The 13,442-nt window shown below is 71.1% G+C and carries 9 protein-coding genes; 3 read left to right on the top strand and 6 right to left on the bottom strand.

Annotated elements, in window-relative coordinates; all coding sequences use genetic code 11:
- Positions 1-200: 200 nt before the first annotated feature.
- Positions 201-1,430, top strand: coding sequence for a cysteine--1-D-myo-inosityl 2-amino-2-deoxy-alpha-D-glucopyranoside ligase (gene mshC, locus FNH09_RS38000; RefSeq protein WP_152894433.1), 1,230 nt, complete (start codon positions 201-203; stop codon positions 1,428-1,430).
- Positions 1,431-1,565: 135 nt separating this feature from the next.
- Here the strand turns inward: mshC and FNH09_RS38005 are convergent, their stop codons facing one another.
- From FNH09_RS38005 to FNH09_RS38030, 6 genes are all read right to left on the bottom strand, one after another.
- A complete protein-coding gene (locus tag FNH09_RS38005; RefSeq protein WP_162469712.1) occupies positions 1,566-2,561 on the bottom strand; it encodes a PAC2 family protein in 996 nt (331 codons plus the stop codon).
- A gap of 175 nt (positions 2,562-2,736) precedes the next feature.
- On the bottom strand, positions 2,737-3,408 hold the full coding sequence (locus tag FNH09_RS38010) for a FadR/GntR family transcriptional regulator (protein ID WP_152894434.1): 672 nt from the start codon (positions 3,406-3,408) through the stop codon (positions 2,737-2,739).
- Between the two features lie 203 nt (positions 3,409-3,611).
- A complete protein-coding gene (locus FNH09_RS38015; RefSeq protein WP_152894435.1) occupies positions 3,612-5,228 on the bottom strand; it encodes a glycerol-3-phosphate dehydrogenase/oxidase in 1,617 nt (538 codons plus the stop codon).
- 9 nt (positions 5,229-5,237) lie between these two features.
- Positions 5,238-6,776 carry a glycerol kinase GlpK gene (glpK, locus tag FNH09_RS38020; RefSeq protein ID WP_162469713.1) on the bottom strand — a complete coding sequence of 513 codons (1,539 nt, stop codon included), beginning with the start codon at positions 6,774-6,776 and terminating at the stop codon, positions 5,238-5,240.
- A gap of 126 nt (positions 6,777-6,902) precedes the next feature.
- Positions 6,903-7,697 (bottom strand): aquaporin, encoded by a 795-nt coding sequence (locus FNH09_RS38025; protein ID WP_162469714.1) that lies wholly within the window; start codon positions 7,695-7,697, stop codon positions 6,903-6,905.
- A gap of 397 nt (positions 7,698-8,094) precedes the next feature.
- Positions 8,095-8,859: an IclR family transcriptional regulator gene (locus FNH09_RS38030; protein ID WP_152894436.1), complete on the bottom strand. Its 765-nt coding sequence runs from the start codon at positions 8,857-8,859 to the stop codon at positions 8,095-8,097.
- A 296-nt stretch (positions 8,860-9,155) separates the two neighbouring features.
- Between FNH09_RS38030 and metH the strand changes: the two genes are divergently transcribed.
- Positions 9,156-12,671: a methionine synthase gene (gene metH, locus FNH09_RS38035; protein ID WP_152894437.1), complete on the top strand. Its 3,516-nt coding sequence runs from the start codon at positions 9,156-9,158 to the stop codon at positions 12,669-12,671.
- Between the two features lie 166 nt (positions 12,672-12,837).
- Positions 12,838-13,442: HAD family hydrolase (locus tag FNH09_RS38040; RefSeq protein ID WP_152894438.1), on the top strand; the 605-nt coding region annotated here is incomplete at its 3' end.

Below are 13,442 nucleotides of genomic sequence, written 5' to 3' on the forward strand. Positions count from 1 at the left end.
GCCCCGCTCCCCTCCCGAGCCGCCCGGTCCGCCGCCACCGGCGGCCCGGACGCGTGGGCCCGGATGTGTGGGCCCGGATGTGTGGTCGAGCACAGTCGTAGGCCCGAGCACACCGTGCCGCCGGTGCGCAAGAAGGCCTTCCCGGCCATACGGCCCGCTCCGGTTCGTATGCGCAACTTCCGTCCGGTTAGGCTCATGACATGCATGCCTGGCCCGCTTCCGAGGTCCCCGCCCTGCCTGGTCAGGGCCGCGACCTGAGGATCCACGACTCCGCGACCGGCGGTCTGGTCACCCTCGCCCCCGGTCCCGTCGCCCGTATCTACGTCTGCGGCATCACGCCCTACGACGCCACCCACATGGGTCACGCGGCGACCTACAACGCGTTCGACCTGGTGCAGCGCGTGTGGCTCGACACCAAGCGGCAGGTTCACTACGTCCAGAACGTCACCGACGTCGACGATCCGCTGCTGGAGCGCGCGCAGCGGGACGGCGTCGACTGGGTCGCCCTCGCCGAACAGGAGACGGCCCTCTTCCGCGAGGACATGACCGCGCTGCGGATGCTCCCGCCGCAGCACTACATAGGCGCCGTCGAGGCCATACCCGGCATCGTGCCGCTCGTCGAGCGGCTCCGGGACCAGGGCGCCGCCTACGAGCTCGAAGGCGACGTCTACTTCTCCGTCGAGTCCGACCCCGACTTCGGCAAGGTCTCCCACCTCGACGCCGCCGCCATGCGGCTGCTGTCCGCCGAACGCGGCGGCGACCCCGACCGGTCCGGCAAGAAGAACCCGCTCGACCCCATGCTGTGGATGGCCGCCCGGGACGGCGAGCCCAGCTGGGACGGCGGCTCGCTCGGGCGCGGGCGGCCCGGCTGGCACATCGAGTGCGTCGCCATCGCCCTCGACCACCTCGGCATGGGCTTCGACGTCCAGGGCGGCGGCTCCGACCTCGTCTTCCCGCACCACGAGATGGGTGCCTCGCACGCCCAGGTGCTGACCGGCGAGTTCCCCATGGCCAAGGCGTACGTCCACGCCGGCATGGTCGCCCTGGACGGCGAGAAGATGTCCAAGTCGCGGGGCAACCTCGTCTTCGTCTCGCGCCTGCGGCGCGACGGCGTCGACCCGGCCGCCATCCGCCTCGCCCTCCTCGCCCACCACTACCGTCGCGACTGGGAGTGGACCGACGAGGTGCTGCCGGCCGCCGAGGCCCGGCTCGGGCGCTGGCGCGCGGCCGTCTCCCGTCCCGACGGACCGTCCGCGGACGCCCTCGTCGAGGAGATCCGCGAGGCCCTCGCGAACGACCTCGACGCCCCGGCCGCGCTGCTGGCCGTGGACCGCTGGGCCGCCGCGCAGCAGGAGCGGGGCGGTACGGACATCACGGCCCCCGGCCTGGTGTCCCGCGCCGTCGACGCGCTGCTGGGCGTCGCCCTGTAGCGGTCGCCGACGTACGACAGGGGCGCTTCCTCCTCGCGGAGGAAGCGCCCCTGTCGTATGTATGCGCTCAGGATCCGGATCCCCGTACGCCGCTCAGGATCCGGATCCTCGTTACACCGGCCAGGGTCCGCGCGGTCAGTCCTCCGACGAATCCTCGTCGTCCGCGCTCGGTTTCGGGGGCTTCGGCGGCCGGGTCCGCTCACTGGGGCTGTCGCGCAGATAGGAACCCGGCGACGACGGCCCGTCACCGCCCTCCGTGGCGTGGCCCCCGGGGCCCCCGGGCGGTCCGCCGCCGTCGCGCCGCCGCAGATACCGCTCGAACTCGCGGGCGATCGCCTCGCCGGACGCCTCCGGCAGCTCCGCGGTGTCCCGGGCCTCCTCCAGCGTCTGCACGTACTCGGCGACCTCGCTGTCCTCGGCGGCCAGCTGGTCCACCCCCACCTGCCAGGCGCGCGCGTCCTCGGGCAGTTCGCCCAGCGGGATGCGCACGTCGATGAGGTCCTCCAGCCGGTTGAGCAGGGCCATCGTGGCCTTCGGGTTGGGCGGCTGCGACACGTAGTGCGGGACGGCGGCCCACAGCGACACCGCCGGCACACCCGCGTGCGTGCACGCCTCCTGGAGGACGCCGACGATGCCCGTCGGGCCCTCGTACTTGGTCTCCTCCAGATCCATGCGCTGCGCCAGATCCGGGTCGGACGTGGTCCCGCTGATCGGGACCGGACGGGTGTGCGGGGTGTCGCCGAGCAGGGCGCCCAGGATCACCACCAGCTCCACGCCCAGCTCGTGCGCGAAGCCGAGCAGCTCGTTGCAGAACGAGCGCCAGCGCATGGACGGTTCGATGCCGCGGACCAGCACCAGGTCACGCGGCTTCTCGCCGCCGACCCGGACCACCGACAGCCTCGTCGTCGGCCAAGTGATCTTTCGCACGCCGGCATCCATCCACACCGTGGGCCGGTTCACCTGGAAGTCGTAGTAGTCCTCGGCGTCGAGCGCCGCGAACACCTCGCCCTTCCACTCTTTCTCCAGATGCGCGACCGCGGTGGAAGCGGCGTCGCCGGCATCGTTCCAGCCCTCGAACGCGGCCACCATGACCGGGTCGATCAGCTCGGGAACCCCCTCGAGCTCGATCACCCAGCGCCTCCTTCCGACGTGCCCTCGCGTACGTCCCAACCTTACGGCGTGCGGCGGGGGCGCCCGCAGCCCCCTTGCGCGGGGGAGTGAACGGATCACTGCCCCGATCACCACCCCTGAACACCCCCGACGGCCGTCGGCCGCGCGCGTTCCACACCTCGGATCCACAGGAGATTCACAGCGTGTTGCGCAGCCACTGCTCCACACTCGCGATGTGCACGGTCGCCCAGGAACGCGCCGCCTCCGCGTCCCGGTCGCGCAGCGCGGCCAGGATCGCCCGATGCTCGCGCAGCGTGCGGGCGACGGCGTCCTGCTGGGTCAGCCCGCGCCAGATCCGGGCCCGGGTGGTGGGACCTGACAGACCGTCGAGCAGCGAGCACAGCACCGAGTTGCCCGCGCTGCGCACGATGTCCCGATGGAACTCCAGGTCGCAGGCGACGAGTTCCTCCACCGAGGGGGCCGCGCCGAGCGCGTCCAACCGGGCCGAGAGCGCGTCCAGTTGCTCCTCGCCGATCCGCGGGGCCGCCATCGCCGTGGCGGCCGGCTCCAGGATGCGCCGCACGGAGAGGAACTCCAGCACCGTGTCGTCGCGGTGGAAGTCGACGACGAAACTCATCGCCTCCAGCAGCAACTGCGGGTCCAGACTGGTCACATAGGTGCCGTCGCCCTGCCGTACGTCCAGGATCCGGATCAGCGACAGCGCGCGCACCGCCTCCCGCAGCGAGTTGCGCGACAACCCCAGACCGGCGGCGAGTTCGCTCTCCTTCGGCAGCCGGTCACCCGGGCGCAGCGCCCCGGAGACGATCATGTCCTTGATCTTCTCGATCGCCTCGTCGGTGACTGCCATGGCAGGGCCCCCTGTCGCTCAGGCATCCGAGACATCCGAGGTCTCAGGGGCATTATGGAGGCCCGCCCCGCCCGGCGCGCCCAAGTCGTCGATCACGGACCGCCCATGGAGGCGGGGCGGCTCCGGTGATGCGGAGCCGCCCCTGCCACGGCCGCGGGCGCAGGTCCCGCGCCGGTCCCGGTCAGGCGGAGCCGACGACGGGCCTACTCCGCGTCGAGGACGTCCTGGACCTTCGCCCGGACCTCGTCCGTGGCCAGACCCCGGATCGTGAGCGTCGTACGACGGCGCAGCACGTCGTCCGGCGTCTGGGCCCACTCGTGGTCCCGGGCGTAGACGACCTGCGCCCAGATCTCCGGCGCGTCCGGGTGCACGCGCTCGCCCAGCCGTGGGTCCTCGTTCGCCAGCCGGGCGATGTCGAAGGCCAGCGAACCGTAGTGGGTGGCCAGGTGCCGGGCGGTGTCCGCCGCCATCCGCGGCCCCGGCGCCGGACGGTCGGTGAGCAGCCGGTGGGCGACCGCGCGCGGGTTGGCGACCCCCGGCAGCGGCAGCTTCTTCGGCAGCGAGGCGACCGGCTCGAAGTCGTCGCCGAGCGGGTGCCCCGGCAGCTCCTGGAGCTTGCGCATCACCGTACGGCCGATGTGCCGGAAGGTGGTCCACTTGCCGCCCGCGACGGACAGCATGCCGCCCCTGCCCTCGGTCACCACCGTCTCGCGCTTGGCCTTGGCGGTGTCGCCCGGACCGCCCGGAAGCACCCGCAGACCCGCGAAGGCGTACGTGATGAGGTCACGGTCGAGCTGCTGGTCCCGGATGGAGAACGCGGCCTCGTCGAGGATCTGGGCCGTGTCCCTGTCGTTGACCGCGACGTCCGCGGGGTCGCCCTCGTACTCCTCGTCGGTCGTGCCCAGCAGCAGCATGTCCTCCCAGGGCAGGGCGAAGGTGATGCGGTACTTGTCGATGGGCGTGGCCAGCGCGGCCTTCCACGGCGCGGTCCGCTTCAGGACCAGATGCGCGCCCTTCGACAGCCGGATCGACGGCGCGGCACCGGCGTCCTCCATCCGCCGCAGATGGTCCACCCACGGGCCGGTCGCGTTCAGCACCAGCCGGGCGTTCACGCCGAACTCGTCACCGGAGCGCCGGTCGCGCAGCTCGGCGCCCGTCACCCGGCCCCGGGTGAAACGCAACCCGGTGACCTCGGCGTGGTTGAGGACGACGGCGCCCGACTCGACGGCCGCGCGGACCGTCATCAGCGCCATCCGGGAGTCGTTCATCTGGTCGTCGCCGTAGACGGCGACGGCCTTGAGGTTGTCGGTGCGCAGCTCGGGCACGTCCTGCGCGGCCTTGGCCGGGCTGAGCAGGTGACCCACGCCGTCACCGAACGCGGAGAGCGCGGAGTAGGCGAAGACGCCCGCCCCGAGCTTCGCAGCGCCGTGCGGCCCGCCCTTGTACACGGGGAGGTAGAACGTGAGCGGGTTCGCCAGGTGGGGGGCCACCTGGCGGGAGACCGCACGGCGCTCGAAGTGGTTCTCCGCCACCAGCTTCACCGCGCCGGTCTGGAGGTAGCGCAGACCGCCGTGGAGCAGCTTGGAGGAGGCGGAGGAGGTGGCACCGGCGAAGTCGCCGGAGTCGACCAGAGCCACCCGCAGACCGGACTGCGCGGCGTGCCAGGCGGTGGAGATGCCCAGGATGCCGCCGCCGATCACGAGAAGGTCGTACGACGCCTTGGAGAGCTGCTCTCGGGTCTCGGCACGGCTCGGGTTCGAGCCGGCGGCCGGGCGCGTACCGAGGGCAGGCACGGACTGCAGGGTGGGCTGACTGGTCATCGGTGGTTCTTACTCCTCGTCCTCGAGCCAGCCCATGGTCCGCTCGACGGCCTTGAGCCAGCTCTTGTACTCACGGTCGCGGTGCTCCGCGTCCATGCGGGGGGTCCACTCGGCGGCCCGGCGCCAGTTGGCGCGCAGGTCGTCGGTGTTGGTCCAGAAGCCGACGGCGAGACCGGCGGCGTAGGCGGCGCCGAGGCAGGTCGTCTCGGCGACCATCGGACGCACCACGGGGGCGTCCAGGAAGTCGGCGAGGGTCTGCATCAGCAGGTTGTTGGAGGTCATGCCGCCGTCGACCTTGAGCGCGGTGAGCTCGACGCCCGAGTCCTTCGTCATGGCGTCGGTGATCTCACGGGTCTGCCAGGCCGTGGCCTCCAGGACGGCGCGCGCGAGGTGCGCCTTGGTGACGTACCGGGTCAGACCGGCGATCACACCGCGGGCGTCGGAGCGCCAGTACGGGGCGAACAGACCGGAGAAGGCCGGTACGAAGTAGGCGCCGCCGTTGTCCTCGACGCTCAGCGCGAGCGTCTCGATCTCGGCGGCGGTGGAGATCAGGCCCATCTGGTCGCGCATCCACTGCACCAGCGAACCGGTGACGGCGATCGAACCCTCCAGGGCGTACACCGGCTTCTGGTCGCCGATGCGGTAGCCGACCGTGGTCAGCAGGCCCGAGTAGGAGTTGATGATCTTCTCGCCGGTGTTCATCAGCATGAACGTGCCGGTGCCGTACGTGGACTTGGCCTCGCCCTCGGAGAAGCAGGTCTGGCCGAACAGGGCCGCCTGCTGGTCGCCGAGCGCCGAGGCGACCGGGATGCCGCCGAGCAGCTCGCCCAGCCGGCCGCCGGTGACCTCGCCGTAGACCTCGGCGGAGGAGCGGATCTCGGGCAGCATCGACAACGGGACGCCGATGGACTCGGCGATCTTCGGGTCCCACTCCAGCGTGTGCAGGTTCATCAGCATGGTGCGGGAGGCGTTGGTGACGTCGGTGACGTGGTGGCCGCCGTCGACACCGCCGGTCAGGTTCCAGATGACCCAGGTGTCCATGGTGCCGAAGAGGATGTCGCCGGCCTCGGCGCGCTCGCGCAGGCCCTCGACGTTGTCGAGCAGCCAGCGCGCCTTGGGGCCGGCGAAGTACGACGCGAGCGGCAGCCCGGTCTCGCGGCGGAAGCGGTCCTGGCCGACGTTGCGGCCGAGCTCCTTGCAGAGCGCGTCGGTGCGGGTGTCCTGCCAGACGAGGGCGTTGTGGACGGGCTCACCGGTGTTCTTGTCCCACAGCACGGTGGTCTCGCGCTGGTTGGTGATGCCGATGGCCTTGATGTCGTCGCGGGTGATGCCGGCCTTCGCGAGGGCTCCGGCGACGACCTCCTCGACGTTGGTCCAGATCTCGGTGGCGTCGTGCTCCACCCAGCCCGGCTTGGGGAAGATCTGCTCGTGCTCCTTCTGGTCGACGGAGACGATCCGGCCGTCGCGGTCGAAGACGATGCAGCGGCTGGAGGTGGTGCCCTGGTCGATGGCGGCGATGAACGGGCCGGCGGTGTGCGCGTCGGTCACTGTCTGCTCCTGGGAGTTGCGTGGTTGGGGGCGGTACGTACGGCGCGTGCGATGAGGTGCGGTGCTTCGGGTCCGGACTCCCGGTGCGTGCGGCGCACGGGGCGGGAGTCCGGAGGACCGGAGTTCTCAGGCGAAGGCGACGTTGTATATGCCCGCGGCGATCGCACCGCCGATCAGCGGGCCGGCCACCGGTATCCAGGCGTAGCGCCAGTCGGAGCCGCCCTTGTTGGGCAGCGGCAGGAGGGCGTGGACGATGCGCGGACCGAGGTCACGGGCCGGGTTGATCGCGTAGCCGGTCGGGCCGCCGAGGGACAGACCGATCGAGACGACGACGAGGGCGGTGATCAGTGCGCCCAGCGTGCCCAGACCGTTGCCCGCGTCGTTGAGGCCCTGGGTGAGGACGGCGAGGACGAGCACGACGGTGCCGATGATCTCCGTGGCCAGGTTCTGCCAGACCACGCGGACCTCGGGGCCGGTGGAGAAGACGCCCAGCACCGGGCCCGCGCCTCTCTCCCGGGCCTCGACGGACTTCACCTCGGCGGTCCGCGCGCCGAGGTCGCCGACGATCTCCTCGTCGGTCAGGTGCGCCTGGAACTGGCCGTAGTAGGCGACCCAGACCAGCGTCGCGCCGATCATGGCGCCCAGGAGCTGGCCGCCCCAGTAGACCGGAACGTTGCTCCAGTCGCCGTCCTTGATCGCGAGTGCGAGCGTGACCGCCGGGTTGAGATGCGCACCGGACAGCGGGGCCGAGGTGTAGACGGCCGTGAGGACGGCGAAACCCCACCCGAAGGTGATGGCGAGCCAGCCGGCGTTGCGGGCCTTGGAGGCCTTCAGCGTGACGGCGGCACAGACGCCGCCGCCGAGCAGGATGAGTATGGCGGTACCGATGGTCTCGCCGATGAAGATGTCGGAGCTGGACACCCGCGACTCCTTTGTCCTTCGTCCAGGAAGCCGAATCCCGGGTCCCACCGGGAGTTCGACGCCCTCGGGGGTGAGAGCGATGCCGGCCGTGGACGTTGCCACACCCTAGCGCGTATTGCCGTCAGGTGTTCGACAATGTCGACCGGTGGACGGGAGTCTTGCTCCGGCGTCGCGCATGCGTCAAGGGTTCTGTTGTCGAAAACGCGATCGTTATTCGCGATCGTCACTGATGAACGGGGATGTCGGTCCGGCCGGAAGGCCGGCCCGCGGCGATGCGGTGACGACGCGCACACGGTCCGGGTTTGCCCCACTTTGTACACCCCGGGGCATGGCAAGGACCGGAGCGCCACCGGGCGTTCCGGTCCTTGAAATCGGGCGTGCGCGGGGTCGCGCCGGCTCAGAAGCGGGCGGCGCCCAGGTCCCGCGAGACCGCGCGGGCGCAGTCCCGCACCGCCGCGATCAGCTCGGGACGCAGCTCCCCGTCCCGGCCCAGCCGCTCCACGGCCCCGGTGATGCCGACCGCGCCGACCGGCATGCGCCGCCGGTCGTGGATGGGCGCGGCGATCGACGCGACGCCCTCCCAGGTCTCCTCGACGTCGGCCGCGTACCCCCGCGCCCGCGTGAGGTCCAGGACCTGCTCGAACGCCACCGACTCGCACACGGTCCGGTCCGTGAACGGCTTGCGGTCGGCCTCCATCGCCTCGCTGTGCGCCACCGGGTCGTACGCCGACAGCACCTTGCCGAGCGCGGTGGAGTGCAGGGGCTGCATGGCCCCGATCTCCAGCACCTGCCGGCTGTCGTCCGGCCGGAAGACGTGATGCACGATCAGCACGCCGTGCTGGTGCAGGACCCCCAGATGCACGCTCTCCCCGCTGGAACGGGCCAGGTCGTCCGTCCACACCAGCGCCCGCGCACGCAGTTCGTGCACGTCGAGATACGTGGTGCCCAGCCGCAACAGCTCGGCGCCCAGCTGGTAGCGCCCGGAGGCCTCGTCCTGCTCCACGAAGCCCTCCAGCTGGAGGGTGCGCAGAATGCCGTGCGCGGTGCCCTTGGCGAGGCCGAGCGCCGAGGCGATGTCCGACAGGCCGAGCCGCCGCTCGCCGCCCGCGAGCAGCCGCAGCATCGCGGCCGCCCGTTCGAGCGACTGGATGTTCCGTGCCATCGCCGTCCCTGCCTCCGTCCCCATGACCGACAATGCGCGGCCTTAAACTGCCAACGTTCGGCAATGCCGAACACTACCGGTCCAGGCAGACGTCCCGCCAATGGTCTGTCGATACCTGTTGCGCCACGCGCCCCCCGGCAGTGGCCCGCACGCCATCCTCGTCCGCGTCGTGGACGCCCCGACCATAAGCCCCCGGTCCCGGATACCCTGACGGGGTGCGCCCGCCCAGGGAACCCTCCCGGTACTCCCGGGGCGGCGCAAAGCCGACAGCCGTCGCACCAAAAGGGAGCCCCTTCATGGCCTCTGTGCCGCCGACCCTTTCCGCCGACAGCCGGACCCGTGTGTCCGCTCTCCGCGAGGCCCTCGCCACCCGTGTGGTGGTCGCCGACGGAGCCATGGGCACCATGCTCCAGGCCCAGGAGCCCACGCTCGAGGACTTCCAGGACCTCGAGGGCTGCAACGAGATCCTCAATGTGACCCGGCCCGACATCGTCCGTTCGGTCCATGAGGCCTACTTCTCCGTGGGCGTGGACTGCGTCGAGACGAACACGTTCGGAGCCAACCACTCCGCGCTCGGCGAGTACGACATCGCCGACCGTGTGTACGAGCTGTCCGAGGCAGGCGCCCGCGTCGCCCGCGAGGTCGCCGACGACTTCACCGCCCGCGACGGCCGACCGCGCTGGATCCTGGGCTCCATGGGCCCCGGCACCAAGCTGCCCACCCTGGGCCACGCCCCCTACACCACCCTGCGCGACGCCTACCAGCGCAACGCCGAGGGCCTGGTCGCCGGCGGCGCCGACGCGCTGCTCGTCGAGACCACCCAGGACCTGCTCCAGACCAAGTCCGCGGTCCTCGGCTCCCGCCGCGCCCTCGACGCCCTCGGCCTCGACCTGCCGCTGATCGTCTCGGTGACCGTCGAGACCACCGGCACCATGCTGCTCGGCTCGGAGATCGGCGCCGCCCTCACCGCGCTGGAACCGCTCGGCATCGACATGATCGGCCTGAACTGCGCCACCGGCCCGGCCGAGATGAGCGAGCACCTGCGCTATCTCGCCCGCACCTCCCGCATCCCGCTGGCCTGCATGCCCAACGCGGGCCTGCCGGTCCTCGGCAAGGACGGCGCCCACTACCCGCTGAGCGCGCCCGAGCTCGCCGACGCCCAGGAGACCTTCGTACGCGAGTACGGCCTCTCGCTCGTCGGCGGCTGCTGCGGCACCACCCCCGAGCACCTGCGCCAGGTCGTCGAGCGCGTCCGCGACCTCACCCCGGGCGAGCGCCGGCCGCGCCCCGAGCCGGGTGCCGCCTCCCTCTACCAGACCGTCCCCTTCCGCCAGGACACCTCCTACCTGGCGATCGGCGAGCGGACCAACGCCAACGGCTCCAAGAAGTTCCGCGAGGCGATGCTGGACGGCCGCTGGGACGACTGCGTGGAGATGGCCCGCGACCAGATCCGCGAGGGCGCGCACATGCTCGACCTGTGCGTGGACTACGTCGGCCGCGACGGCGTCGCCGACATGGAGGAACTGGCCGGACGCTTCGCCACCGCCTCCACCCTGCCGATCGTCCTGGACTCCACCGAGGTGGAGGTCATCCGGGCCGGTCTGGAGAAGCTCGGCGGCCGCGCGGTGATCAACTCCGTGAACTACGAGGACGGCGACGGCCCCGAGTCCCGCTTCGCGAAGGTCACCAGGCTCGCCCAGGAGCACGGCGCGGCCCTGATCGCGCTGACCATCGACGAGGAGGGCCAGGCCCGCACCCCCGAGAAGAAGGTCGAGATCGCCGAACGGCTGATCGAGGACCTCACCGGGAACTGGGGCATCCACGAGTCGGACATCCTGATCGACACCCTGACCTTCACGATCTGTACGGGTCAGGAGGAGTCCCGGGGCGACGGCATCGCCACCATCGAGGCGATCCGCGAGCTCAAGCGCCGCCACCCGGACGTGCAGACCACGCTGGGCCTGTCGAACATCTCCTTCGGCCTCAACCCGGCCGCCCGCATCCTGCTCAACTCCGTCTTCCTCGACGAATGCGTCAAGGCCGGACTGGACTCGGCGATCGTGCACGCCTCCAAGATCCTGCCGATCGCCCGCTTCGACGACGAGCAGGTGCAGACCGCCCTCGACCTCATCCACGACCGGCGCCGCGAGGGCTACGACCCGCTCCAGAAGCTCATGCAGCTCTTCGAGGGCGCCACGGCGAAGTCCCTGAAGGCCGGCCGGGCGGAGGAACTGGCGGCACTGCCGCTGGAGGAACGGCTCAAGCGGCGGATCATCGACGGCGAGCGCAACGGCCTGGAGGCCGACCTGGACCTCGCGCTCGCTGAGCGCCCCGCCCTCGACATCGTCAACGACACCCTGCTGGACGGCATGAAGGTCGTCGGCGAACTGTTCGGCTCCGGCCAGATGCAGCTGCCGTTCGTCCTCCAGTCCGCCGAGGTCATGAAGACCGCCGTCGCCTACCTCGAACCGCACATGGAGAAGTCGGACACCGAGGGCAAGGGCACGATCGTGCTGGCCACCGTGCGCGGCGACGTCCACGACATCGGCAAGAACCTCGTCGACATCATCCTGTCCAACAACGGCTACAACGTCGTCAACCTCGGCATCAAGCAGCCGGTGTCGGCGATCCTGGAGGCCGCCGAGGAGCACCGCGCCGACGTCATCGGCATGTCGGGCCTGCTGGTGAAGTCCACCGTGATCATGAAGGAGAACCTGGAGGAGCTCAACCAGCGCGGCCTCGCCGCGGACTTCCCGGTCATCCTCGGCGGCGCCGCGCTGACCCGCGCCTACGTCGAACAGGACCTGCACGAGATCTACGAGGGCGAGGTCCGCTACGCCCGCGACGCCTTCGAGGGCCTGCGCCTCATGGACGCCCTGGTCGGCGTCAAGCGCGGCGTGCCCGGCGCGAAGCTGCCGGAACTCAAGCAGCGCAGGGTCAGGGCGACGGCCGCGGTGCAGGTCGAGGAGCACCCCGAGGAAGGGCACGTGCGCTCCGACGTGGCCACCGACAACCCGATCCCCACCCCGCCGTTCTGGGGCACCCGCGTCATCAAGGGCATCCAGCTCAAGGAGTACGCGAGCTGGCTCGACGAAGGCGCCCTGTTCAAGGGCCAGTGGGGCCTGAAGCAGGCCCGCACCGGCGACGGCCCGAGCTACGAGGAACTCGTCGAGACCGAGGGACGCCCGCGGCTGCGCGGACTGCTGGACCGCCTCCAGACCGACAACCTGCTGGAAGCCGCCGTGGTCTACGGCTACTTCCCCTGCGTCTCCAAGGACGACGACCTGATCCTGCTGGACGAGCAGGGCAACGAACGCACCCGCTTCACCTTCCCCCGCCAGCGCCGCGGCCGCCGGCTGTGCCTGGCGGACTACTTCCGCCCGGAGGAGTCGGGGGAGACCGACGTCGTCGGACTCCAGGTCGTCACCGTCGGCTCCCGGATCGGCGAGGAGACCGCCAAGCTGTTCGAGGCGGACTCCTACCGCGACTACCTCGAACTGCACGGCCTGTCCGTGCAGCTCGCCGAGGCCCTCGCCGAGTACTGGCACGCCCGCGTCCGCTCCGAGCTGGGCTTCGCGGGGGAGGACCCGACGCAGATCGAGGACATGTTCGCCCTGAAGTACCGGGGCGCCCGCTTCTCGCTCGGCTACGGCGCCTGCCCCGACCTGGAGGACCGCGCCAAGATCGCCGACCTGCTCCAGCCGGAGCGCATCGGCGTCCACCTCTCGGAGGAGTTCCAGCTCCACCCCGAGCAGTCCACCGACGCCATCGTCATCCACCACCCCGAGGCGACGTACTTCAACGCCCGCTGACACCACCCCCGACCGGCCCCGAAACCCGGGGCCCCGGACCCGCGACGCGCCCGGCGGTGAACACCGCGACGCACATTGATCGGACAAGTCGTACACTGGTCGGTCCACTCCAGGCCGGTTCCCCGTGAGGGAACCGGCCTGGTCGTCCCTTCAAGGAGGTACGTGGATGACCAGCACGGTCCCCGCACTCGGAACCCGAACGGCCGAAGGATCAGCCCTCCAGGCGGTGCTCCTGGACATGGACGGCACCCTCGTGGACACCGAGGGCTTCTGGTGGGACGTCGAGGTCGAGGTCTTCGCCGGCCTCGGTCACACCCTCGACGACTCCTGGCGCCATGTCGTGGTGGGCGGTCCGATGACCCGCAGCGCGGGCTTCCTCATCGAGGCCACCGGCGCGAACATCGCCCTCGCCGAACTCACACTCCTGCTGAACAGCGGGTTCGAGGCCCGGATCGCCCAGGCCCTGCCGCTGATGCCGGGAGCCGCCCGGCTGCTGGCCGAACTGGCCGAGTACGAGATCCCCACCGCCCTGGTGTCCGCCTCGCACCGACGCATCATCGATCGCGTCCTCACCTCGCTCGGCCCCCAGCACTTCGCCCTGAGCGTCGCCGGCGACGAGGTGACCCGCACCAAGCCCTACCCCGACCCCTACCTCCTCGCCGCCGCCGGACTCGGCGTGGACCCCACCCGCTGCGCGGTCGTCGAGGACACCGCGACCGGCGTCGCGGCGGCCGAGGCCGCCGGCTGCCACGTCGTGGCCGTGCCCTCCGT

Origin of the sequence: Streptomyces adustus (genome assembly GCF_009377175.1) — a bacterium.
Lineage (GTDB): Bacteria > Actinomycetota > Actinomycetes > Streptomycetales > Streptomycetaceae > Streptomyces > Streptomyces adustus.